Origin of the sequence: Flavobacterium sp. DSR2-3-3 (assembly GCF_049896585.1) — a bacterium.
Taxonomy (GTDB): Bacteria; Bacteroidota; Bacteroidia; order Flavobacteriales; family Flavobacteriaceae; genus Flavobacterium.
This window is the reverse complement of sequence record NZ_JAFCUP010000002.1, coordinates 42,626-66,737: the sequence shown is the minus strand read 5'-3', so window position 1 is coordinate 66,737 and position 24,112 is coordinate 42,626. Positions and strand designations below refer to the sequence as shown.

Here is a 24,112-nt window from a genome sequence, read left to right as displayed (position 1 = left end):
AAAAATCGAAAAATGAGACTTTTTACATTCCTTTTTTTACTATTCTCCATCAGTACTTTTGCACAAAAAAACAACAAATACGATACTTTTTTCGAAAAAGGTAATGGAAATCAATCTGCCTCTTATCAAGAAACAATTGCGTACTACAAACTTCTGGCGGATGATTTCCCTACTGTCGAAATTCAAAAAATGGGTTTGACAGATAGTGGTGAGCCTTTGCACATGGTTATTTTTAATCCGGAAAAGCAATTTGACTTTGGAACCATCCAAAAAAACAAAGCGGTAATTCTGCTTAATAACGGAATTCACGCGGGGGAACCGGACGGAATTGACGCTTCAATGCAGCTTTTTAGAGATTTAGCTTTAGGTAAAATAAAAGCGCCAAAAAACACCGTTATCGTTGGTATTCCGGTGTACAATATTGGCGGCGCTTTAAACAGAAACTCCACTTCAAGAGCCAATCAGGACGGACCGGAAATCTATGGCTTTCGTGGCAATGCCAGAAACTATGACTTGAATCGCGATTTTATAAAATCAGACACCCGTAACACGAAAAGCTTTGTAGAAATATTCCATAAAGTAAATGCAGATGTTTTTATTGACAATCACGTCAGCAATGGCGCAGATTACCAATACAAACTGACGTACATTATGACCCAACATAATAAATTAGGAACCGTATTAGGTGATTTTTTAAATACTGAAATGATGCCTGCTTTGGTGAAAGATTTACAAAAAAAGAATATTGAAACTACGCCTTATGTCAATGCTTTTCAGGACACACCAGAAAAAGGTTTTGGTCAATTTTTTGAAAGCCCAAGATTCGCAACCGGTTATACTTCATTGTTTAATACCATTGGTTTTGTGGTGGAAACGCACATGCTTAAAAAATATGCCGACCGCGTGAAAGTGACGTATGAATACATGCGTTCCGCAATTGATTTTACGGATGCTAATTATCAAAAAATCAAACAACTGCGATTGAAAAATGAAGAGCAATATAAACCACAACAATCGTACACGATAAAATGGGAAATTGACAGTACAAAAACGATTCCTTTTTCGTTTTTAGGCTACGAAGCCAGTTACAAAAAAAGTGATGTAACAACTGGAAATCGCCTGTTTTATGATAAAACAAAACCATTCAAAAAAGACATTCCTTACAATAAGGAATTTAAATCGGTAAAAGAGATAATCATACCGGAAGCGTATATAATTCCAAGAGGATTTTGGCCTGTTATCGAATTATTAAAAAGTAATACGATAACATATCGTCTACTAAAAAAAGATACCATAATTGAAGTCGAAAGCTATAGAATTGCCGACTTTAAAACAACAAGTTCAGCGTATGAAGGTCATTATTTACACCGAAACACTTCGGTAACCGCTAAAATAGAGAAAGTGGCTTTCGCCAAAGGGGATTACGTTATTCCTACACAACAAAAGGGAATCAAATACCTACTGGAAACTTTGGAACCGGAAGCAATAGATTCTTTTTTCAACTGGAATTTTTTCGATACGATGTTACAACAAAAAGAAGGTTATTCCGATTATGTTTTTGAAGATTCGGCAACACAGATTTTGAAAGAAAATCCAAAATTAAAAGCCGAATTTGATTTGAAAAAACAAAGTGACGTTACTTTTATCAATAATCAGGAAGCACAGTTGGACTGGATTTACAAACATTCTGTTTATTATGAAAAGGCACATTTACAATATCCTGTGTATCGCATTTTAAATTAAAAAAAATCACGAATTAAAAAATTTATTAAGCACGAATTTCCACCAAATAATTAGTGGAAATTTGTGAAATTCGTGTTCAACTTTATTATATCAACTTTTCTGTTTACAAAATGAAGTGCTATTTCAGCAGCTTCTCTTCTTCGAACAATAATTTTATGTTTTCATAGGAGTTTTTTAGCGCTTCTTTGATTTGTTCCGGATTCATCCAGGCTACTTTCTCAATTCCCTCTTCTAATTGCCCCTGTGGTGTGCCTTCAAAATCAGACTGCATTTCGAACCAATGGGTAATTTTTAGTTTGTATTTGCCATTCCGTTTAAAAACATGATACGTTTTTTGAAGTTTGTGAGATATCGCCAAGCCATTAACGCCAGTCTCCTCTTCTACTTCACGCATGGCAGTATCTGCAATTTCCTCTCCTTTTTCGATTCCGCCCTTGGGTAAATCCCATTTTCCGTTTCTAAAAATGAATAAAACCTCCCCTTTTTTATTATAAACCAAACCGCCTCCCGCTTTACACACTGGAATTTTAGCTTTTAAAGTCTTCATAATCAAGCTTTCGTCCGGATGATACAGATAGGCCTTATTAATTTTATTTTGAAAGATTTTAACTATAAGTTGCTCTATGTCAATGCTTTCTAATAGAAATAATTGAAAATCTGTCTCTTTGGAGATGTGATTTGTCAAAAAAAGTGGTTTGTCGTTAACAAAAACTTTATACATTTGTAATATGATTTTTAATAAAGATACAGCCGAAAAAACAGCCGAATTTCTTTTGCAAATAAATGCAATTAAATTGAATCCAAGAAATCCTTTTACATGGGCTTCTGGGTGGAAATCGCCTATTTATTGTGACAACCGATTAATTCTCTCATTTCCAGCGGTAAGAAATTATGTCCGCGATGAATTTTCCAAGAATATAGAGAAGCAATTTGGTAAACCAGATGTTATTGCCGGTGTAGCCACTGGAGCAATAGGAATTGGTATGCTGGTAGCGGAAAGTATGGGGTTGCCGTTTGTTTATGTTCGCCCGGAACCAAAAAAACACGGGAGACAAAACCAGGTGGAAGGTTTTTTACAAAAAGGACAAAATGTAGTTGTAGTAGAAGATTTAATCAGCACAGGAAACAGTAGTTTACTAGCGGTGGAAGCGTTGCGCGAAGCCGGTGCTAATGTAAAAGGAATGGCCGCTATCTTTACCTACGGCTTTAAAGTTGCTGAACAAAACTTTAAAAGTGCAAATCTAGATTTATTTACGTTGAGTAATTATCAAAATTTATTGAATTTGGCTGTTGCCAAAAGATATATCAATGAGGACGAAGAACAGGTTCTAAGAGAGTGGAATGTGAGTCCGTCTACTTGGACTATTGAAGTTTAAAAAATCTAATAAAAAATAAAAACAATGAATTTAGAAAGCGCTAAAGTTACTGTTCAAAAATCAGCTCAAGAATTATTCAATTTACTGAGTGATGTGAAAAATTTTGAAAAATTAATGCCCGAAAATATTGCTAAATTTGAAGTTATTGGTGACGACGCTTTCATTTTTGGACTGAAAGGGATGCCAGAAATAAAGTTAAAAATGAAAGAAAAAGTAGCTCCTACCAAAATCGTTTTAGGGGCAGCGAGCGACAAACTTCCATTTACTTTAGTAGCGAATATAGATGCTGTTTCGCAGACTTCAAGTGATGTAAAACTGGATTTTGAAGGCGATTTCAATCCTATGATGGCCATGATGATTAAAGGTCCAATTGGGAAATTCATAGAAACTTTAGCAGGCAATATGAATAAATTGTAAAACTATTTAAATTCATTGTTTTCCGATAAAAAAGAAACCAAATTAATAGCTTCTTTTTTATCGGACAACAATTGACGGCAAAATTAGATTTTTATCCTTTCGAAAATACGTTTCCATTTATTACTGCAACAAAAGAAAACGTAGAAGCTAGCAACATAGTTGTGGAAATAAATTTTAAAATTTTAATCAAAAAAATACGCATTTTACTTATCGCCAAGCCAGAATTTAAAAAATTAATTGATCTTTTTAAAAAAGGATCTGCATTAGAATTAGAGATATTAAATTTAGATGTCAATGATAGTTGCTAAAAAATAATTCTACTAATAGTTTTACTTTGATTTAGTCCGTATCCGACAGCGCCGAACTACGACAAACATCAAGCCAACAAAACCGTAAAGAGCTAGAATTCCCTTTCCTATCGTATAGCTTTAGTAGACTTCCCAACCGTCAAATAAATATGCGTATTGGGATAAATAAATTCAATTTTAGTGTGCTGTTTATTTATCCGCATTGCTACTTGACCTTTCTCATTTTCTAAAGTATAAAAGGTGTAATTCCCGTCGGAAGCAAAAACACCGGAGTCTACAATTTTATATTTCATCTTTGTCGCCGTGAGAAAGAGAACCACACTATGCTTTTGAATATCAAGAAACACAAAAGAGTATTCATTTCCTGCTACATTGCATTCGTTTTTTCTGAAAGGTTGTTCATCTATGCAATATCTTTGCACATTAAACACTTGTTCTTGAGCGTACAAACCACCTGATATCAACAACAACAGAATTATTTTTTTCATATCCTTTTGTTATTTTTTAGTATCCGAAATTGGATAGTCCTTTTTACCCCTTACAAAATACAAGCCACATTTTTTTTTGAAGAAAAAAAAACCACAAAACCCCCAATTGCATTGGGCAACGTATCCTTAAAAAAGGATTAAAAAGTTTGTGAGTTCTGTTTGTTTCCACATATTATTCGTAGTTTTGACCGTATCAATGCGTCTTAATTTTGCTTTATAGCAATCCAAAAAACAACGCAAACAACTTTAAAAAACAATTACAATGACTTCATTTAGTAAAGAATTATCCTTTCGTTGGTCTGATCTTGACCCTAATTTTCATGTTCGACACAGTGCTTATTATGACTTTGGCGCACAACATCGTATCGAAATTCTGGAAAGTCTTGGCTTGACCATGAAAGTAATGCAAGCGCAAGGCTTTGGTCCTATTCTTTTTAGGGAAGAATGTGTATTTAGAAAAGAAATAAAACTTTCGGATAAAATTTTTATGCATACCAAAACCTCAAAAGTAAATGCGGATGCTTCTCGCTGGTCCATTGTACATGAATTCATGAATGAAGACAATAAACTATGCGCAACTATAACTGTTGATGGTGCTTGGATGGACCTTAAACTTCGAAAATTAGCGTCGCCAACGCCCGCAATTGCACTGGAGGCCTTAAGTATTTTTCCTAAAAGCGAGAGCTTTGTGAATCTTTAAAAAAGAAACCTTGGAAAACGAGATTTACTTTCGAATTTCTACAAAAGTTGAATCAAAAGCATAATTACACAACAGCGTTATAATCATGAAAAACAGAGAATACTCCGCCATTTACAGAATAATGCATTGGTCAATCGCCATGTGTATGACTTTATTGCTTGTAACTATCTTTTTGAGACTTACATGGATGAATAAAAATAATGTGGCGCTAATCATTCAAGACTATTTAGCGACTACAGACCAAAAGTTGACGCAAGACCAACTCATTACTCTTGCTAAAAAAATAAGAAAACCAATGTGGGACTGGCATATTTATATTGGTTATGTTTTGGTCGGTTTGTACAGTATTCGTATTGCGCTTCCATTTTTTGGACAAATGAAGTTCTCTAATCCGTTCAACAAAGATTTGAGCATTATAGAAAAATTCCATTACTGGACTTATTTAATTTTTTATGTTTGTGTTGTTATTTCCCTGATCACCGGTTTAATTATTGTGTTAGGTCCAAAAAATCTAAAGGAACCGATGGAGGAAATACACGTACTTTCTATTTATTATCTTCTGGCGTTTATCGTGATTCACTTGTCCGGCGTTTTCTTCTCTGAATTAACAACCCAACAAGGATTAATTTCCAGAATCGTAAGTGGACCAACAAAGACAAACGAAAATTAGAAGCAAAAAATACTCTTTTTTGATCAGCAATTATACGGTTTGTAGTTAGCAAAAAAACAATTAGGGATAAACGATTGAATCCAAAAATAATTGTGTAAAATTGGTCTGTAACGATATATGTCAAAAACATGGCTTGTGAAAGTTGTAAGATATTTTTAAAAGAGGCTTTAGATGAACTCAATATCGATGCAATAAAAATAGCTTGGTGAAATCGAAGTCAAAGAAGAACTCACGGCCACCGAAAAAAAGAAATTAAATAGTAAAATTAAAAAAGCAGGATTAAAATTATCAAAGAAAAACAAGGCAATCTAATTGAGAAAATCAGAAGTATATTAATTTTTGGATTCAAAAAAACAAATAGCGTATTTATCGTTTTGGTCAACTCTGTTTTGGGATATGTATTGAATCTTCTTTAAAATAAAAAAAGTTATCTGCTCCTTTTGTAATCGTACCCTAAAAAATTGCAATTTTATTAATACTTTTATAGAATTACTAACTTCAAAATTCCGACCCGAAAAAATGAAATTTACAAAACTATTTTTCGCACTGCTAACTGTTTTTACTATTACCAGTTTTAAAACAATACAAAATGATATTCTCGAAGTAAAAACTGCAGCACCATCAAGAGAATTCTACCAAATTAAAACTTATATTTTCAAAACGGAACAGCAAGTACAAACCACTGAAAAGTATTTGAAAGAGGCTTTGCTTCCGGGTTTAAAAAAACTTGGGATTAAAAATATTGGTGTATTCAAACCAAAACCGAATGCTACGGACACCCTAAAAAAAGTTATCGTAGTTATTCCGTTTTCATCCATCAATCAATTTCTAAGATTAGAAGATAAACTGGCCAATGACAAAATCTATTTAACTGCCGCAGCCGATTATTTGAATGCTTCTTACAAACAAGCGCCTTATTTGCGTATCGAATCTATTATATTAAAGGCTTTTTCAGATCATCCTATTTTGTCAAGTCCCGCTTTGAATAGTCCAAGAGCAAATAGAGTGTATGAATTAAGAAGTTATGAATCAGCAACTGAAGCGATTTACAAAAACAAAGTCGATATGTTCAATGCCGGAGGAGAAATAAAACTCTTTGACCGCCTTGCCTTTAATGCTGTTTTTTATGGCGAAGTTATTTCGGGAGCCAAAATGCCGAACTTGATGTACATGACTACTTTTGCAGATCAGCAAAGCAGAGATGCGCATTGGAAAGCCTTTGTGGATTCACCAGAATGGAAAGGATTAATAGCTATGGAAAAATACAAAAACAATATTTCCCATATAGATATTACTTTTTTGTACCCAACTGATTATTCTGATTATTAGTTTTCCAACACATAATTATAATCGTAAGTTATTAAAACTGCAACCCTAAAAGTTGTAGTTTTTTGTTTAAAATAATAACCTCAATAATAATTTTTAAAGAATAGCAGTTGATATTTTACCAAAATTTTACTAGTAAATTTAAGTATCTTTAATACCAATTTAAGCTATGGAAACCCTCATTACAATACTAAAACTTGCTGCAGGCGTTGGTTTATTCCTTTTCGCCATGTATTTAGTTGAGGAATCCCTGAAAAATCTCTCCGGAAGAAGCTTCAAACTATTTCTGCAACGGATAACAAAAAACAATATTGGTGCAGTGGTAGGTGGAACAATAGTTACTGGCATACTTCAAAGCAGTTCGATGGTTTCGCTAATGGTTTTGGCGTTTGTGGGTGCAGGTGTTTTTACCATGAAGAATGCTATGGCTATTATTCTAGGAGCAAATCTGGGCACAACACTTGCCAGTTGGTTAGTCGCTACACTTGGTTTTAAAACTAATATTGAAGTGATTGCTTATCCGGCAGTTTGTTTGGGTGGTTTTCTTCTTATTTTACTTGGAACCCGCAAGAACATCAAGTACATTTCTTATTTTCTTTTGGGATTTGGTTTAATGTTCATCGGACTTTCCTTTATGAAAACCGCTATGGAAGCGCAGGTTCAATACTTCGATTTCTCGCAATATGCTTCGATGCCGCTAATCGTTTTTCTCGTTATTGGTTTTCTTATTACGCTCATTGTTCAATCGAGTTCCGTAACCATGGCATTAACGTTAAGCGCGTTAAATGCCGGAGCAATTGGATTTCCAATGGCGGCAGCGATCGTGTTAGGTGGTGAAACCGGAACTATTATTAAAATTCTTTTGAGTGCGATTGGAGGAAACGCTTCCAAAAAACGGGTTGCTTTAGGCAATTTATTATTCAACATTTTCATTACTGCCATAACGTTCGCACTGCTAAAACCGATTCTGTTGCTCATTACTGATGTCATAAAAATCAAAGATCCGCTCATTGGTTTGGTTACGTTTTCAAGTCTTATTAATTTATTGGCAATTGTATTGTTCCTTCCGGTTCTTGATTTATTTACTCAATTTCTGGAACGTTTTTTCAAAAACACGGATGGTAATACTGCCGCTTTTATAAGTCACGCCTCTATTACGGAACCTGAAACAGCCCTTGATTTATTCCGAAGAGAAACGAGCTATTTCATTTATAACTCAATGCTTTTCAATTTGGAATTATTCAAGATTGACACTCTCGCTTTTAAAAAACAAAGCGAGTACATTGAAATCAATGAGAAAAAAAGCTTTACATCTAAAACCCGTGAGGAGAAATATGAATTCCTAAAACAATTACAAGGCGAAATGCAGGCTTTCTATTTGAAACTAAGAACAAAATTGAACAGCGAACAAAATTCAGAGCTTAACCAATTGATTTCTGCTGCGCGAAGTTCCATGCATGCCGTAAAAAGTGTAAAAGATATTGATAGCAATATAATGGACCTCAGTCACTCTTCAAAAGACATAAAATATCAGTTTTTTCTTCATCACAAAAAAGAAACGGAAAACCTATATTTAAAATTAAGTACTTTTCTGAGTTTGGAAGAACCTGTAAACTTTGAAGAATTGGAGGTTATATTTAATACTATTCAAACAAACTACACGACAGCACTTAATACCTTTTACACCGATGTACAACTTACAATCGTTGAAAACATTGATATCACAACAGTCATAAATTTCAACAGAGAACTATTTATGTCAAATAAAGCCATGCTAATGGCACTGAAAGATTTAATTTTGGACGAAAAAAATGCTCAAAATTTTAATGAAATTTCTATTTACAAAACCTAAAATATTAGTAATTCGTTCAAATTTTATTCCCAAAAATTTTACAACTATATTTTAAAATTTCGTAACATATTTCACCTTCAATTTTCGATCTTGGCTACCAATTTGGTTTCACAGTGAAATTGCGATTCTGATTTAAATTGGTTATTTTTAACCAAAAAAACACATCATTTGAAAACATACATAAAGAAAATTTCGAAGGTTTTCCTTTGGATAATAGGATCCGTAATTCTGTTGCTCTTAATATTGATAGTTGCTATTCAGATTCCATCCGTTCAAAATTATGCCAGAAAAAAAGCGGTAACGTATTTGGAAGGAAAAATCAAAACCAAAGTCACTATAAAGAGAATAGAAATCGGACTACCCAAAAAAGTGATTCTTGAAGGTGTTTATTTCGAAGACCAGAAAAAAGACACCCTTTTTGCCGGAGAAAAACTAGCCGTAGATATCAGCTTATTCCAATTATTAAGCAATAAAGTCGAAATTAATTCCGTTCATTTAGAAGGTATTACGGCACATTTAAATAGAGATTCAAAAGCCGTTTTTAATTTTGAATACATCATTAAAGCCTTTGAATCACCAGAGAAACAGAAAACGGATTCGCCACCAATGCAGTTTTCCGTAGAACAAATAAAACTGGACCGAATTCAATTTAAATACAATGACTTTGTCACCAAAAATAATATCTATGCCAATCTAAATCATTTTGATACAAACATCAAAACTTTCGATTTAGATCAAATGAACTTTGAAATTCCCAAAGCAAAAATCAATGGATTAAAGTTAAGATTGAGGCAAGGTGTCGTTCAAATACCCAAAGCGACTAAAGTAGCAGCAATCAAAAACGAACCTGAATCCATCTTAAATTTAAAATTAGGAGAAATTGATTTGGCAAAAATTGATTTCGATTACGAAAGTGAAGAAACAAAATTAGAGACCACATTCTATTTGAAAAAATTACTCGTTAAAATTGACAAAATTGATCTTGATAATCAATTTGCCATTATAGAAAGTGTTGATTTAACCGGTGTGGAGGGCGCTTTGACTTTTGGAAAATTAGATAAATCAGTATCAAAAAAAGCACCCGTTGAAGGGAAATCAAACAATTGGGAAGTCAAAATAAAAACGACCGAATTCAAACGGATTAATTTTCGTTACGACAATAATAATGTTGCAGCAGTGCAAAAAGGGATTGATTACAATCATTTAAATCTTACCAATTTAAACCTTCAAGTCGATTTTCTGAACTACAATGCTGAAAATATATCTGGTGATGCCAATTCCATAATAGTTAAAGACAAAAGCGGTTTAAACATTCAGTCCTTTAATGCTGAATTTTTCTATGGAAAAAAGAATGCATTTCTTAAAAAACTATATCTCAAAACGCCTCAAACTGAATTGCGAGACGAAATCCGAATTGGATACCCATCTATTGAATCTTTGGCTGGAAACCCAGGTGAATTGGGCCTTATCGCTTATTTAAAGAAAAGCAAATTGGGAATCAAAGACATTTTGCTTTTTGCCCCTACTCTAAATAAGACGAATCCTTTCATGAGTAATCCCAATGCCATACTGTTGATTAACGGTACCATAACAGGGAAATTGAATAATATTGTATTTCCATCTATTGAGATTAGCGGCATTGGAACAACAAAATTAGCAGCAAGTGGCAATATTGTGGGTTTACCGGACGTGAATAAAGCCTATTTTGATTTAAACATTAAAGACTTGCAAACCGGTGCAAAAGATTTTGTTGGCTTTTTACCAAAAGGTACGATTCCAAATTCAATTCAGTTACCGTCAAAATTCAGCGTTAAAGGAAATTTTAAAGGAACAATTGCCAGTTTCAAAACTAATATGAACTTGGTAAGCAGTTTTGGCAATGCAAAAATCAAAGCAACTTTCGACCAAAGCAGAAAAAATTACGAGAAATACGATGCCCAAACGGAACTTTATAATTTTGATTTAGGAAAATTTATCAAAAACGATTCCATTGGAAAAGTAACTTTAAAAGCCAACATAAAGGGAACTGGTTTTGATCCAAAAACTGCAACAGCTTCATTGAACGGAAGTATCCTGAAGGCCTATTACAATAAATACACGTATCGAAATTTGAATGTGAAAGGTGCTATTCGCAATGGAAATTTCAATGTAAACGCTACTGCTAAAGATCCTAATCTGACTTTTGATTTAGTCAGCAGCGGAAGTTTTAAAGACAAATATCCTTCCGGGAAATTAAAATTAAATGTAGATATCGCCGATTTGGAAAAACTAAATCTGCATGCAGGTCCCTTAAAAATAAGAGGTGTAGTAGATGCTGATATTCAATCGGCTGATCTAGATTATCTCAATGGAACCGTTAATGCGCACAGTATAAATGTGACCAATTCCGCAGAACAATTTGTAATTGACTCGATAAATGTTGTAGCAACATCAACTGCTGATAAAAACACTTTGTTAATAAATTCCCCATTTTTAGACGCAGAAGTTAATGGAAAATATAAGTTGTCACAAATTGCAAAAGCGGTATCAAATTCTGTTGCTAAATATTATGACAGCGACCCAAATTCAAGAAAAATAGCAGTTGAAAACCAACAGTTCGCTTTTAAAATTGGCGTAAAAGACAATCCAATTATATTGAAACTTATTCCTGCATTGAAAAGTCTCGAACCTATAAATGTAACAGGACGATTCAATTCAATTAATGATTCAATTGTTATTAATGGAGCTATTCCAAAATTAATTTACGGAACAAATACGATTACAAATGCGACTTTAAAAATAGATACTCAAGAGAAATCACTGCTTTACAGCTTTGTTGTAGACGACATTCAAAACAAACAAATTCAGTTACCGCACACGAGCGTTACTGGAAAAGTCAAGAATAATCTTGTGGATTACACGGTACAACTAAAAGATGCAAAAGATGTAGAACGGTATTTAATAACTGGAACATTAAAGGCCATTAACGGAAATAACGAAGTGAGCCTTGGTCCGGATAATTTGTTACTGAACTATGAATCTTGGAAAATAGCGCAAAATAATCTAATTCGTTTTGGAAAAAAAGGAATTTACGCGGATAATTTCGAATTGAGTAAAGACGGAAATAACATTCGAATCCAATCTGAATCTAATAATCCTAATGCTCCAATTGCAATTAATTTCAAGGATTTTGACATTAATACCATCACAAGTTTTGTTGAGAAAAAAGATTTACAGCTCAGTGGAAGAATTAATGGTAACGCATTGGTAAAAAATTTGAATACCACACCTCTTTTTACTTCAGACTTAAATATTGAAAATTTCACTTTTAAGAAAGATACTGTCGGTAATATCAGCATCAAAGTAAATAATGCGGTTGCCAATCAATTTGATGCCAAAGTGAATATCAGTGGTCAGGGAAATCAAGTAGATTTGGTAGGATATTACAAAGCGAGCGAAAGCAGTTTTGACATGAATCTGGATATTGCAAAACTGAATTTAAAAAGTATTCAAGGTTTTACCTTGGATAACATTGCTGAAAGTACTGGATTCTTGACTGGGAATTTCAAGATTACTGGAAATACAACACAACCAAAAGTGCTTGGAGAATTAAAATTTAATGAAATTGGTTTCAAAGCGGTACCGCTCAATGCGAAATTTAAGTCTTTGAATGATAAAATCACGTTTACAAATAATGCCATTATTTTCGATAATTTTATTATTAAAGATGAGAAAGACAATGATTTAGCAATAAACGGAACTATCAAGAGTGAAAATTTCAGCAATTTTGGATTTGAATTATCCATTGATGCTGACAATTTTAAAGCCGTAAATTCTGAAGCTAAAGACAATGATTTGTATTACGGAGAATTGTATTTGGACAACCATTTACGAGTGAGAGGGACAATTGATAATCCTATCGTTGAGGGAAATATCAAAATCAATAAAGACACTAAATTTACTGTAGTATTACCACAATCTGATCCATCAATTGCAGACAGAGAAGGAATCGTTGAGTTCATAGATCAAGATAATCCGCAAATTCTGAAGACTGTTTCAGTTGATGAAATCACAAGTGAAATGGAGTTAAAGGGGATTAATGCCTCTGTAAATATTGAAGTGGATAAAGAGGCTGAATTATCACTCGTTATTGACAAAGCCAATGGTGATTTCTTAAAATTAAAAGGAGAAGCACAATTGAACGGCGGCATTGATCCTTCCGGAAAAACTACGCTGACCGGGAGATATGAATTATCTGAGGGAAGTTATGAAATGAATTTTAACGCTATCAAAAGAAAATTCGATATCAAATCAGGAAGTTATATTTTGTGGACTGGAGAACCAACAACTGCTGATATAAGTATTACAGCGATTTATAAAACGGAAGCGGCGCCAATCGATTTAATAAACGACCAATTAGGAGCTGTTACTGCCGAAATAAGAAATACTTACAAACAAAAAATTCCTTTTGAAACCCGTTTGAAAATGACTGGAGAATTAATGAAACCAACTATTTCATTTGACATTGTTTTACCTGATGGAAATAACAGCGTTTCAACCGAAATCATAAATACAACACAGGCTAAATTGACTCAATTGCGCCAGCAACCAGATGAAATGAACAAGCAGGTTTTTGCCTTACTCTTACTAAATCGTTTCATTGGAGAAAATCCATTTGCCAGCGAAACCGGTGGAACTAACGTTTCGTCATTAGCAAGAGAAAGTGCCAGCAAAATTTTGTCACAACAGCTTAATAATTTAGCGGGTGACTTAATTGAAGGTGTAGAACTTAATTTTGATTTGAATACATCAGACGATTATACGACTGGTCAGCGCGAAAATAAAACTGATTTGAATGTGGGAATTTCCAAGAAATTGCTGAATGACCGATTGAAAGTTACTATTGGCAGCAGCTTTGGGATCGAAGGCCCACAACAAGTGAATCAAAACGCCAATAATATTGCCGGAGATGTCTCTCTTGATTACCAACTTTCTAAAGATGGAAGGTATAAGATGAGAGTGTACCGCGTAAACAAATATCAAGTGGCACTTCAAGGAGAAGTAGTTGAAACAGGAATTGCATTCGTTATTACAATGAATTATAATAAGTTCAAGGAATTATATGCTAAAAGCGAAGCAAAAAAAGCAAAGCAAATAGCAAAAAGAGAATTAAAAAAGAAATCAGATGAATAAGAGTCCATTATTATATATTCTTTTTTTAGGATTGTTCGTGTCTTCGTGCAGTAATACCAAATATTTGCCGGAAGGGGAACTGCTTTACACGGGTGCAAAAATCAAAGTGGAAGGAAAACAAACTTCAAAGAAAGAAAACAAAGCGTTAAAAAACCAGTTGGAAGAAATTGTGAGACCAAAACCCAATTCTTCTTTTCTAGGATTAAAGCCAAAACTATATATTTATAATTTGGCCGGAACGCCAAAGAAAGAAAAAGGATGGCGCTATTGGTTGAAAACTAAAGTGGGTGAACCTCCTGTTTTTTACAGCCAAGTGGATTTAGAATACAACAAAAGCGTTTTGCAAAACTTTGCTGAAAACAGTGGTTATTTCAACACGAAAACTGCAGCAGATTCAACCCGAAAAGGAAAAAAAGCAAGTGCAGAATATCTTGTAAACCCAGCGCAACAATACAAAATTAGAGAAGTTAAATTTCCTACGGATTCTTCAATGATTTCAATTAGTGTGCGCAATACAAGACGCAGAAGTTTATTGAAAAAAGACGACGGTTACAGCCTTGATGCCATCAAAGAAGAAAGGATTCGCATTGACGCCAGACTAAAGGAAAAAGGATTCTTTTACTTTAACCCTGACTATTTACGAGTTCAGGTTGATAGCACTGTTGCAGATCATCAGGTCGATTTAATTGTAAAAGTTAAGGACGAAACGCCAAGTCTTGCAGAGACACCTTATAAAATCAATAAAATTATTGTTTATCCTAATTATTCTATTGGGATGGACAGTGTAAAAACCAACTTGGATTCTATCCAAAAATACAATGATTTAACGATTATTGACCCAGAAAATTTATTCAAACCACGAATTTTTGACCGAGCATTGTACTTTAAAAAGGAAGATTTGTACAACCGTACAAACCATAATTTATCGCTGAATCGATTGGTGAATTTGGGAACTTTCAAATTTGTAAAAAATCAATTTACGGTTTCTGACACAATAGGAAATTATTTGGATGCGTATTATTATTTAACACCATTACCTAAAAAATCAATTCGACTGGAATTATTAGCCAAAACGAATTCAGCTAATTATACAGGAACCGAACTTAATTTAAACTGGAGCAACAGAAATACTTTCAGAGGTGCTGAATTGCTTACTGTATCTGCTTTTGGCGGTGTCGAAGTACAAGTTTCCGGACAAAATAATGGATTTAATGTTTACCGATTTGGAACTGAAGCGAATTTAGTTTGGCCACGATTAGTTGCGCCTTTCAAACTTGATTCTCCGAGTGGTTTTGTACCAAAAACTAAGGCAACTTTGGGTTATGAATTCCAAAACAGAATTAAGTTATACTCGCTGCAAACCTTCAAAGGCTCTTTTGGATATTTGTGGAAACAGAGCGAACAGAAAGAACATTTATTGAATCTTACTGAAATTACATACGCCAGTCCGCAAAATGTAACGCCCTTGTATCAAGAACAAATTAATGCAAACCCTTCATTACAAAAAGTGATTGAAAAACAGTTAATTTTTGGTCCAACTTATTCCTACACGTATACCAATACGTTGCAAAGAAGAAAGAAAAACACTTTTTATTACAAAGGAACTATCGACTTAGCCGGTAATATCGCCGGATTAGCTTCGGGAGCAAACATTGAAAAAAAGGAACCAATTAAATTATTCAATGTTCCTTTTAGCCAATTTATCAAAGTAGAAAATGATTTCAGACATTACTATAAGTTAGGTCCTGATTCTCAACTGGCCACCAGAATAATCGCAGGCGCTGGTTTTGCTTACGGAAATTCCCGTGAAATGCCATTTATTAAGCAGTTTTTCATTGGCGGAACCAATAGTTTAAGAGCTTTTAGAGCACGTTCTATTGGGCCGGGAAGTTTTGATGGCGCATCAACAAATACCAATACTTTTTTACCCGATCAATCCGGTGATTTAAAATTAGAATTTAATACTGAATACCGCGCGAAAATCTATGGATTAGTTAAAGGAGCTTTGTTTATAGATGCTGGAAACATCTGGTTGTTGAATGAGAATACGGAAAAACCCGGAGCTAAATTCTCCAAAGAGTTTATGAATGAAATAGCCGTTGGAGCCGGAGCCGGATTGCGTTTTGATTTCTCTTTTCTTATTTTGAGAACTGATCTTGCCTTTCCTTTAAGAAAACCGTATTTACCTGATGGCGATCGTTGGGTTTTGGATAAAATTGATTTTGGAAGCGGTCCTTGGCGTAGAGAAAATTTAGTTTTTAATTTAGCGATTGGATATCCTTTTTAAACAATATTATTGATACAAAAAAGAGCACGAAATAATCATGCTCTTTTTATGTAATCTATTTTTAAAATTTAGTCTACCAAAAACAAGGCATTGCTAAACAACAGATTTCCATTTTCCCAAAAACCTCTAAATAAGGGATTGTCCACCATATAAATTACAGATCCGTCGCCTTTACTTTCCACCGCAAAACTTACGGTGTTGTTCAGTTTCTTTTTGATTTCATTACCCACAAAACCATAACTTTTATAATCTTTAGGAATATAAGCAACATTAGTAGCTTTTTTCAATAGCGAATAATGCCTGTCATCCGTTTTTAGACTGAAATATTTATCCCCTAAACCAAAAGACATTGGATGTGTTTTATTCAAAAGATTTTCAATGATAGCACCAGGAATCGATTTAGAAATATACCTGCGCTCTGAATCCTGAAAATCTAGAAACCGTTCTTTTAACTCCTCTTCTTCGGCTTCTTTCTCAGAACTTAATTTGTCTTCTTCGGTTGCAAAAGGGCTTAACGCGTATCCTTCTTTGGCCTCAAAAAGAGCAAGAGCGCTGTTCATCGCAATTACTTTTCCGCCATTTTTAATCCATTCACCAATTTTCTTTTGTTGGTCTTCTGATAAATCATAATATCCGTCCGCCAAAATCAAAGTGTTATAATTGAAAAGCTTTAATCTGTCAAAATTACTAACCTCAACCACGCTCACCGGATACCCAATAGTTTCTTCCATAAAATACCAAGCAGCACCAAACTCTGTAGAACCAACTCCTTTTCCTGAAAATAATACAACTTTTGGTGCTTTCAATAAATTGAAATTTTCACCACCAACATCTTTAGAATTCGACGAAAAGCCTGTGGCTATGTAATTATAATCAGTTTTTATTTTTACCAATTCACCAATCGTTTTTTCAAAATTAATAACTTTGGGATTATCTGCTCTGGTCACGATCAAACCGCCTGGTTCCACTATTACATCGCCAAAAATGGCTTTTTTCATCGCAGATCGAACTTTGATATTATTTTGGTGCAACAGCGAAAGCACCTGGGCTGAGATTCTGTTATTCCAAGGAATATGAAAAGCATATACATTTTGCGGAATCCCTTTATCTTTTACTTCAATAGACGCTTTTGTTTTGACAGGCAAACTATTTTTCAACGCATAGCCTTCCACTCCATATGCCAACGGCAAAGCCCAAGAAGTAATATCATACGATAAACTGTCATTCAATTTTTGATTTGGTTCAAAAAGGACCTGAGCAAAAACGGCTTTTTGTTGGTCTACTTTTACAATTAAATCATTTGGTTCTATCGTAAAACTTTTCTCTGTTTTGGTATTGTAATTAAATCCGGACGCTTTTTGACTGGCATCGGCATAACTGAATTCGACATTATTTCTTTTCAATAAATCCGCCATTTGAACCAACTTCGGATTGTTTTTCATCACATACATTTTATAATTTCCCTTCACAGTTTTTCGGGAATTATTCATAAAACCTCTGAAACCTTTCAGCAAAACATCCGCTTGCGCCGCAGCAGATTCTACCACAGTAAGTACTGCCGTAGCGTGATGTGTTATCCGGTCTTGTATCGTAAGCGTAATTCCGTTACTCATTGTGACGGCTCTCCCCGCGCCTATTCCGCCTTGTTCCATCGTCATTCCTACCGCACCATTGTACGTAGGATACGTATCGCCATAACTTGGATAAAACAAATCAAAACGTTCGCCGGTATTGTACATCCAGTTTTGAGCATCAAATTTTTTAGAAATATTTTTACCTAAAGTGTAATGAAAATCTTTTTGATACTTTTCAATATATTCGTGCAAAGGTTCCGCTGAGGGTGGAAAAAAATACGGAGAATTGTATCCCATTTCGTGTACATCCGTATGAACTTGCGGCATCCATTGATTGTACAATGCGATACGCTGTTGGGTTTCCGGTTGCGTTTGCCAAGCCCAGTCTCTGTTTAAATCAAAAATATAATGGTTGTATCTGCCGCCCGGCCAAACTTCCATGTGCTCTCTATCTGATAATTCCGGATGCGTTTTTTTACCTGAAATTTCTCGTAACCAATTCCCGTATCTGGAATATCCGTCCGGATTAATACATGGATCCAAAATTACAATGGTATTTTCTAACCACTTTTTAGTTTCTGCATTCGAGGGATTTACCAATTCGTAAGCCACTGTCATCGCGCTTTCGGTTCCGGCAAATTCATTTCCGTGAACATTAAAACTCAACCAAACTATTAACTTATCCCCAATCATTTGAGATTTATTTTGGGATAAACCAATGGCTGCTAAATTGTTGTTTCGGATTTGTTCCAAATTAGCTAAATTCTCCGGACTGGAAATAAAATAAACATTCAAATCCCTTTGTTCCGGAGTTACTCCATATTTCTGGTGTTTGATGAAATTGGACTTTTCCGTAAGTTGCTTAAAATAATTTTCAGCCTCATGGTAGTAGGTTATTTGTTTTCCGTAATTGGGTAAAAACTGGGAAGGACTTTGCACTTGTGAATGAACACTCAATACCAAAGTTAGCATTAGATAAAAATAAAAAACGGTCTTTTTCATATTGTTTTGGGTTAGTTATGCTTCAAAAATAGCCATTTACCAAGTATTTCACAAGCCAAATTTCGGATTAACGAAATATTAATTTTGCCAAACTTCTCATTTTAGTTAATTCATTTTTTGTTGCACGATACTGACAATACGGCAATATTCGGTATTAAAAAAACAATAATATTCTATTTTCAATTCGAATCATTGCAACAATCTATTATATTTGCAACCAACAAAATTGACACTACAGATGGAAGAATGTATCTCCGTTTTTGATATGCTAAAAATTGGCGTTGGACCCTCTAGCTCCCACACACTGGGGCCTTGGAGAGCTGCCGAACGCTTTCTTAGCGAATTAAGAAAAGAAAATTTACTTCCTGCCGTAAATCGGGTAAAAATAGATTTATATGGTTCCCTTTCCTTAACCGGAAAAGGTCACGCCACGGATTTAGCAGTAATGCTGGGTTTGAGCGGACAAGATCCGGAATACATTCCCGTGGAAAATATTGATGTAATTATCAAATCAATTGAATCTAAAAACGAAATCAATTTAGGAAACGAAAAAGCAATTTCTTTTTATTTCCTTCAAGATATCGTTTTCAATAAAAACTTTCTTCCTTTTCATGCCAATGGAATGACTTTTACAGCTTATATGACGGATGACAGCGAATACGTTTCCACCTTTTATTCTATTGGTGGCGGATTTGTGGTCAAAGAAGAACGCATCAACGCTAAAAAGAAAATCGAAATAAAATGTGCTTTTCCGTATCCAATTGAGAAAGCGGCAGAACTACTGGATTATTGCATAAAAGAGAACAAATCCATATCGGAAATCGTTTATGAAAACGAAAAATCGATGCGTACTGAAGCAGTTATTGATCATGAGTTGATGCGCATTTGGAAAACGATGCTCGAATGCATGTACATTGGTTGTCATTCTGAAGGGATTCTTCCCGGAGGATTAAACGTACGCCGCCGTGCTTTTGACATGCACCAAAACCTCATCGGTTTAGCAAATTACGATTCGCCTCAAACCTGGCTCGAAGAAATCAGAAAAACGGAAGTCAAATTCCGCCAGATCCTAAAATGGGTTTCTTGTTTTGCCCTTGCGGTAAATGAGGTAAACGCGGCTTTAGGTCGAGTGGTTACTGCTCCTACAAATGGAAGTGCAGGTGTAATTCCTGCCGTTTTAATGTATTATTTAGTGATTGAAAACCATGATGCAGGAGAAAAAGAAATCAAACAATTCCTTATGGTTGCCGGAGAAATAGGCAGTATTTTCAAGAAAGGTTCCACAATATCCGCAGCAATGGGAGGTTGTCAGGCCGAAATTGGCGTTTCTTCCTCGATGGCTGCAGCGGCCTTATGCGAACTGATGGGCGGAACTCCTGAACAGGTTTTAATGGCTGCCGAAATTGCGATGGAACATCATTTAGGATTGACCTGTGATCCTATTGGCGGCCTGGTTCAGATTCCGTGTATTGAACGAAATACAATGGGTGCCATAAAAGCCATTAATGCCGCTGAACTAGCCTTGGAAACTGACCCAAAAAACGCAAAAGTGCCTTTGGACAAAGTAGTGGACACGATGTGGCAAACGGCCAAAGACATGAATAATAAATACAAAGAAACCTCTGAAGGCGGATTAGCCATTGCAGTGAATATGGCTGATTGTTAAATTTTATAACACAAATTTAAAATACGGAAAATCGAATATTCACCAATTTACAGTAGATTTAGCCTATATTCTCAAATCAAAAACTATGAAAATTAATTGGATAGTAGTTAGCATTGTAATCATTTGTATGCTCGTTTTGATTGTATTTCTTATTAGAAAAAATCAAAAGGATAAAAAAAAATACATCGATTTTTTAAACAATGATTTCAAAAAAGCAGATGAAGAAGAGTCAGACTTGAATGAGGACTCGTATTGACTTGTATTCTCTTTAAATTTTAAAACTTAATTCTATCCTTCTTTAAACTTTATTTTTAATTTCACAAAAAATGAAATTATATGTTTTATTTCACTATTTTTGATATAAAATATATAATTTCATTTTTTATGAAACAATACATCCTGATGGCGGATATTATTAATAGTGGAAAAAAGGAGCAAAAACCACTAATGGAAGATTTTAAAAATTTAATAGCAGAGATAAATCAAATTTACAAAGCCGATATATTATCTCCGTTGACTATTACTTTGGGTGATGAATTTCAAGGCGTAATAAAAAACTTAACTGCATCAATTCAAATTATTCTTACTTTAGAGGAAAATAGTATTTACAATAAATTAAATTTTAAATTACGCTACGTTTTGAATCAAGGTGAAATAGAAACGCTGGTAAATGAAAAGATTGCTTATGAAATGTTAGGAAGCGGTTTAACAGAAGCACGATTGAAACTGAATGATTCGAAATACAAAAAATTTAGATTTAACATTGCACTAGACAATCTATTACAGCAAAGTATTTTGAATGATGCGTTCATAATTTTTGAAAATATTACTGACAAATGGTCTTTAAAAAATGACTATGAATTAGCGTCAAATTTCATTCAATTTAAAGACTATAAAATCGTTTCTGAAAAAATGAGTAAAACCCGCTCCTTGATATGGAAAAGAGAAAAAACATTACACATGGAATCCTATAATGCGGCAAAAAATATAATTCAAACAATTACTTCAATAAAATAAAAGTATGGAAGTATTTCAATTTATAGTTTTAGTTCTTTCTACAGAAGTGCTTCTGGGTATATTTTATTATATTATCACGCCAAAATCAATTCGAAAAACTAAAATAATAGATTATAAATCACTTCTTAAAGGAATCGTTGAACGAATCTTTTTATTAGTTTCAATGATTAATGATTATCCACATGCGCTGACTTTATTTGGCGCTTTGAAATTGGCTACACGATTAAAAAGAGACGATGAACAAGATAAAGTAAAGCAATCTCTGTACAATGATTTTTATTTGGTGGGGAATTTTATTTCGGTCATGATCGCAATTTTATACGTTTTTCTTTACAGTAAATACATTGGATAAAACGATTAATTGCCTCTATTATCTTTTAAAACCAATACCCAATCAAAACTTCATTCTTCGGGTATCAATAAGACGTACGATTTTCCAAATATTATCTTTTTTGAAAAGCGTAAAAGCATTCACTCCTTTGTGGCTTGATTTTCCATTTAAATAAAACTTATAAGGTGTACAGACGTGCGCCATACTTCCATCTACCTAAATGGAGTAACTCAAAATTTTTTTCTGAAACTTTACTTCTGAGGGAATAGAAGCTATCAATTTAAAAAACACTTCCTGTTTTTCATTGGATAATTTAGTGTTTTTCGCATTCTCATTTATAGACTGTAAAATCATCGTTTAATCACAAAGAGCCTTTAGTTTTAAAGTATCATTGGTTTGCAAAGTCTCAAAAAAAGTTTTAACCACTTTTTAAATTTCTTGATTTTGATCTTGAGAATTAGCAGCTGTGAACTATCCAATCAATACAACTATTCTGCGCATAATTATTTTTTTTTGTTAATTGATACCTCCAAAAACATTACTGTTACATTTTTGAGTTAAAAATATACATTTTATTACCTTTACGATTCTAAAACAACAATTATGTCTGTCGCAAAAAAAGATTATAAAAGGATTACTACGAAATCGTTGATTGATATGAAAGCTAATGGAGAGAAAATTTCCATGCTTACTGCATACGATTACACCATGGCAAAAATCGTTGATACCGCTGGAATTGATGTGATTTTAGTGGGTGATTCCGCTTCGAATGTGATGGCCGGTCATGAAACCACTTTACCGATTACATTAGATCAGATGATTTATCACGCTTCCTCTGTTGTGCGAGCAATAGAAAGAGCGTTGGTTGTTGTAGATTTGCCTTTTGGAAGCTACCAATCAGACCCTAAAGAAGCCTTACGTTCTGCAATAAGAATCATGAAAGAAAGTGGCGGTCATGCTGTAAAACTGGAAGGCGGTAAAGAAATAAAAGATTCTATCAAGAAAATACTTAACGCAGGAATTCCAGTTATGGGACATTTAGGTTTAACGCCACAGTCTATTTATAAATTTGGAACCTACACCGTTCGTGCTAAAGAAGAAGAAGAAGCGCATAAACTAATAGAGGACGCTAAATTGCTGGAAAGATTAGGTTGTTTTGCGTTAGTTTTAGAAAAAATTCCTGCTCATTTAGCCGAAAAAGTAGCCCAAAGTATTTCGATTCCGGTAATTGGGATTGGTGCTGGTGGCGGTGTTGACGGACAAGTTTTGGTAATTCACGACATGTTAGGAATGAACAATGAATTTAGCCCGCGTTTCTTGAGGAGATATATGAATTTATATGAAGGAATGACATCTGCCATAGGTCAATATGTTGCCGATGTGAAATCAAGCGATTTTCCTAATTCAAGCGAACAATATTAAGCCCCCTAACCCCCTAAAGGGGAACTGATAATGAAAATAATATCCAATAAAAATAACCTTCAAGTTCTTCACGAAGACAATCACCTTATTGTGGTAAACAAGCGAGTAGGCGATATTGTGCAAGGCGATAAAACCGGTGACAAACCACTATCTGATGTGGTTAAAGAATACATCAAAGACAAATACAACAAACCTGGAGAAGTATTTCTGGGCGTGGTACACCGTTTGGACCGACCAACGACTGGAATAGTCGTTTTTGCCCGAACCAGTAAAGCGTTAACGAGAATGAATGAGTTGTTCAGCAACCGTGAGACTCAAAAAACGTATTGGTGCATTGTCAAGAATAAACCATCAAATTCCGAGGATAAATTGGTTCATTTCCTGAAAAGGAACGAAAAAAACAATACTTCAAAAGCGCATTTAAAAGAAGTTCAGGACAGTAAACTAGCCAGTTTAGATTACAAAATTATTAAGGAACTCAACAATTATTTTGCTTTAGAAATCAATCTTCATACCGGAAGACACCATCAAATCAGGGCACAGCTTTCGGCTATTGGTTCACCAATAAAAGGTGATTTGAAATATGGTTTTGACCGAAGCAATCCCGATGGAGGAATTCATTTGCACGCCCGAAAATTAGTTTTTGTACATCCTGTTACTAAAGAAAATATAGAAATCATCGCACCAACTCCAGATGATGTGATTTGGAATGCAGTCTGATACTTTCCTGTTTTTAAACATAACGATTACAAAAACGATAC

At 34.3% G+C, this 24,112-nt stretch carries 19 protein-coding genes; 16 read left to right on the top strand and 3 right to left on the bottom strand.

Going from position 1 to position 24,112, the window contains the following annotated elements:
• The first annotated feature begins 12 nt into the window (after positions 1-12).
• A complete protein-coding gene (locus ACP7AQ_RS02990) occupies positions 13-1,743 on the top strand; it encodes a M14 family metallopeptidase (protein ID WP_426094342.1) in 1,731 nt (576 codons plus the stop codon).
• 118 nt (positions 1,744-1,861) lie between these two features.
• Here ACP7AQ_RS02990 and ACP7AQ_RS02985 read toward each other — a convergent pair whose 3' ends face one another.
• On the bottom strand, positions 1,862-2,464 hold the full coding sequence (locus ACP7AQ_RS02985) for an NUDIX hydrolase (protein WP_426094341.1): 603 nt from the start codon (positions 2,462-2,464) through the stop codon (positions 1,862-1,864).
• 7 nt (positions 2,465-2,471) lie between these two features.
• Between ACP7AQ_RS02985 and pyrE the strand changes: the two genes are divergently transcribed.
• The 3 genes from pyrE (at position 2,472) to ACP7AQ_RS02970 (ending at position 3,844) form a co-directional block, all read left to right on the top strand.
• Positions 2,472-3,119 (top strand): orotate phosphoribosyltransferase, encoded by a 648-nt coding sequence (gene pyrE, locus ACP7AQ_RS02980; RefSeq protein ID WP_426063316.1) that lies wholly within the window; start codon positions 2,472-2,474, stop codon positions 3,117-3,119.
• A 24-nt stretch (positions 3,120-3,143) separates the two neighbouring features.
• On the top strand, positions 3,144-3,536 hold the full coding sequence (locus ACP7AQ_RS02975) for an SRPBCC family protein (RefSeq protein ID WP_426063317.1): 393 nt from the start codon (positions 3,144-3,146) through the stop codon (positions 3,534-3,536).
• Between the two features lie 71 nt (positions 3,537-3,607).
• The gene (locus ACP7AQ_RS02970; RefSeq protein ID WP_426094340.1) at positions 3,608-3,844 is read left to right on the top strand and encodes a hypothetical protein; all 237 of its coding nucleotides are present in this window, start codon (positions 3,608-3,610) and stop codon (positions 3,842-3,844) included.
• 107 nt (positions 3,845-3,951) lie between these two features.
• Here ACP7AQ_RS02970 and ACP7AQ_RS02965 read toward each other — a convergent pair whose 3' ends face one another.
• On the bottom strand, positions 3,952-4,332 hold the full coding sequence (locus tag ACP7AQ_RS02965) for a hypothetical protein (RefSeq protein ID WP_426094339.1): 381 nt from the start codon (positions 4,330-4,332) through the stop codon (positions 3,952-3,954).
• Between the two features lie 262 nt (positions 4,333-4,594).
• On the opposite strand from ACP7AQ_RS02965, the gene ACP7AQ_RS02960 reads away from it, so the two are divergent.
• The 6 genes from ACP7AQ_RS02960 to ACP7AQ_RS02935 all read left to right on the top strand — a co-directional run bounded on the left by ACP7AQ_RS02960 (position 4,595) and on the right by ACP7AQ_RS02935 (position 16,339).
• A complete protein-coding gene (locus tag ACP7AQ_RS02960; protein WP_426092700.1) occupies positions 4,595-5,032 on the top strand; it encodes an acyl-CoA thioesterase in 438 nt (145 codons plus the stop codon).
• Positions 5,033-5,117: 85 nt separating this feature from the next.
• The gene (locus ACP7AQ_RS02955) at positions 5,118-5,702 is read left to right on the top strand and encodes a cytochrome b/b6 domain-containing protein (protein ID WP_426094338.1); all 585 of its coding nucleotides are present in this window, start codon (positions 5,118-5,120) and stop codon (positions 5,700-5,702) included.
• A gap of 519 nt (positions 5,703-6,221) precedes the next feature.
• Positions 6,222-7,031 (top strand): NIPSNAP family protein, encoded by an 810-nt coding sequence (locus tag ACP7AQ_RS02950; RefSeq protein WP_426094337.1) that lies wholly within the window; start codon positions 6,222-6,224, stop codon positions 7,029-7,031.
• Positions 7,032-7,197: 166 nt separating this feature from the next.
• The gene (locus ACP7AQ_RS02945; protein ID WP_426094336.1) at positions 7,198-8,880 is read left to right on the top strand and encodes a Na/Pi cotransporter family protein; all 1,683 of its coding nucleotides are present in this window, start codon (positions 7,198-7,200) and stop codon (positions 8,878-8,880) included.
• Positions 8,881-9,048: 168 nt separating this feature from the next.
• The gene (locus ACP7AQ_RS02940) at positions 9,049-14,052 is read left to right on the top strand and encodes a translocation/assembly module TamB domain-containing protein (protein WP_426094335.1); all 5,004 of its coding nucleotides are present in this window, start codon (positions 9,049-9,051) and stop codon (positions 14,050-14,052) included.
• Positions 14,045-16,339 carry a BamA/TamA family outer membrane protein gene (locus ACP7AQ_RS02935; RefSeq protein ID WP_426094334.1) on the top strand — a complete coding sequence of 765 codons (2,295 nt, stop codon included), beginning with the start codon at positions 14,045-14,047 and terminating at the stop codon, positions 16,337-16,339. The genes ACP7AQ_RS02940 and ACP7AQ_RS02935 overlap by 8 nt, the downstream gene beginning before the upstream one ends.
• A 68-nt stretch (positions 16,340-16,407) precedes the next feature.
• Here ACP7AQ_RS02935 and ACP7AQ_RS02930 read toward each other — a convergent pair whose 3' ends face one another.
• Entirely contained in the window at positions 16,408-18,915 is a 2,508-nt protein-coding gene (locus ACP7AQ_RS02930; protein ID WP_426094333.1) for a M14 family metallopeptidase, read from the bottom strand.
• A gap of 238 nt (positions 18,916-19,153) precedes the next feature.
• Here ACP7AQ_RS02930 and ACP7AQ_RS02925 point away from each other — a divergent pair, with 238 nt between their 5' ends.
• The 6 genes from ACP7AQ_RS02925 (at position 19,154) to ACP7AQ_RS02900 (ending at position 24,071) form a co-directional block, all read left to right on the top strand.
• A complete protein-coding gene (locus tag ACP7AQ_RS02925) occupies positions 19,154-20,581 on the top strand; it encodes an L-serine ammonia-lyase (protein ID WP_426094332.1) in 1,428 nt (475 codons plus the stop codon).
• An 85-nt stretch (positions 20,582-20,666) separates the two neighbouring features.
• Positions 20,667-20,837 carry a hypothetical protein gene (locus ACP7AQ_RS02920; protein WP_426094331.1) on the top strand — a complete coding sequence of 57 codons (171 nt, stop codon included), beginning with the start codon at positions 20,667-20,669 and terminating at the stop codon, positions 20,835-20,837.
• A gap of 128 nt (positions 20,838-20,965) precedes the next feature.
• Positions 20,966-21,598: a SatD family protein gene (locus tag ACP7AQ_RS02915; RefSeq protein ID WP_426094330.1), complete on the top strand. Its 633-nt coding sequence runs from the start codon at positions 20,966-20,968 to the stop codon at positions 21,596-21,598.
• A 4-nt stretch (positions 21,599-21,602) separates the two neighbouring features.
• Positions 21,603-21,950, top strand: coding sequence for a hypothetical protein (locus ACP7AQ_RS02910; protein ID WP_426094329.1), 348 nt, complete (start codon positions 21,603-21,605; stop codon positions 21,948-21,950).
• A 582-nt stretch (positions 21,951-22,532) separates the two neighbouring features.
• Positions 22,533-23,351 carry a 3-methyl-2-oxobutanoate hydroxymethyltransferase gene (gene panB / locus ACP7AQ_RS02905; RefSeq protein WP_426063330.1) on the top strand — a complete coding sequence of 273 codons (819 nt, stop codon included), beginning with the start codon at positions 22,533-22,535 and terminating at the stop codon, positions 23,349-23,351.
• 30 nt (positions 23,352-23,381) lie between these two features.
• Positions 23,382-24,071 (top strand): RluA family pseudouridine synthase, encoded by a 690-nt coding sequence (locus tag ACP7AQ_RS02900; RefSeq protein WP_426063331.1) that lies wholly within the window; start codon positions 23,382-23,384, stop codon positions 24,069-24,071.
• Positions 24,072-24,112: the final 41 nt, after the last annotated feature.

What these genes read in the sequence shown, in the direction of transcription:
- ACP7AQ_RS02990 (WP_426094342.1), top strand. Translation starts at nt 13, where the DNA reads ATGAGACTTTTTACATTCCTTTTTTTACTATTCTCCATCAGTACTTTT.
- ACP7AQ_RS02985 (WP_426094341.1), bottom strand. Translation starts at nt 2,464, where the DNA reads ATGTATAAAGTTTTTGTTAACGACAAACCACTTTTTTTGACAAATCAC.
- pyrE (WP_426063316.1), top strand. Translation starts at nt 2,472, where the DNA reads ATGATTTTTAATAAAGATACAGCCGAAAAAACAGCCGAATTTCTTTTG.
- ACP7AQ_RS02975 (WP_426063317.1), top strand. Translation starts at nt 3,144, where the DNA reads ATGAATTTAGAAAGCGCTAAAGTTACTGTTCAAAAATCAGCTCAAGAA.
- ACP7AQ_RS02965 (WP_426094339.1), bottom strand. Translation starts at nt 4,332, where the DNA reads ATGAAAAAAATAATTCTGTTGTTGTTGATATCAGGTGGTTTGTACGCT.
- ACP7AQ_RS02960 (WP_426092700.1), top strand. Translation starts at nt 4,595, where the DNA reads ATGACTTCATTTAGTAAAGAATTATCCTTTCGTTGGTCTGATCTTGAC.
- ACP7AQ_RS02955 (WP_426094338.1), top strand. Translation starts at nt 5,118, where the DNA reads ATGAAAAACAGAGAATACTCCGCCATTTACAGAATAATGCATTGGTCA.
- ACP7AQ_RS02950 (WP_426094337.1), top strand. Translation starts at nt 6,222, where the DNA reads ATGAAATTTACAAAACTATTTTTCGCACTGCTAACTGTTTTTACTATT.
- ACP7AQ_RS02945 (WP_426094336.1), top strand. Translation starts at nt 7,198, where the DNA reads ATGGAAACCCTCATTACAATACTAAAACTTGCTGCAGGCGTTGGTTTA.
- ACP7AQ_RS02935 (WP_426094334.1), top strand. Translation starts at nt 14,045, where the DNA reads ATGAATAAGAGTCCATTATTATATATTCTTTTTTTAGGATTGTTCGTG.
- ACP7AQ_RS02930 (WP_426094333.1), bottom strand. Translation starts at nt 18,915, where the DNA reads ATGAAAAAGACCGTTTTTTATTTTTATCTAATGCTAACTTTGGTATTG.
- ACP7AQ_RS02925 (WP_426094332.1), top strand. Translation starts at nt 19,154, where the DNA reads ATGGAAGAATGTATCTCCGTTTTTGATATGCTAAAAATTGGCGTTGGA.
- ACP7AQ_RS02920 (WP_426094331.1), top strand. Translation starts at nt 20,667, where the DNA reads ATGAAAATTAATTGGATAGTAGTTAGCATTGTAATCATTTGTATGCTC.
- ACP7AQ_RS02915 (WP_426094330.1), top strand. Translation starts at nt 20,966, where the DNA reads ATGAAACAATACATCCTGATGGCGGATATTATTAATAGTGGAAAAAAG.
- ACP7AQ_RS02910 (WP_426094329.1), top strand. Translation starts at nt 21,603, where the DNA reads ATGGAAGTATTTCAATTTATAGTTTTAGTTCTTTCTACAGAAGTGCTT.
- panB (WP_426063330.1), top strand. Translation starts at nt 22,533, where the DNA reads ATGTCTGTCGCAAAAAAAGATTATAAAAGGATTACTACGAAATCGTTG.
- ACP7AQ_RS02900 (WP_426063331.1), top strand. Translation starts at nt 23,382, where the DNA reads ATGAAAATAATATCCAATAAAAATAACCTTCAAGTTCTTCACGAAGAC.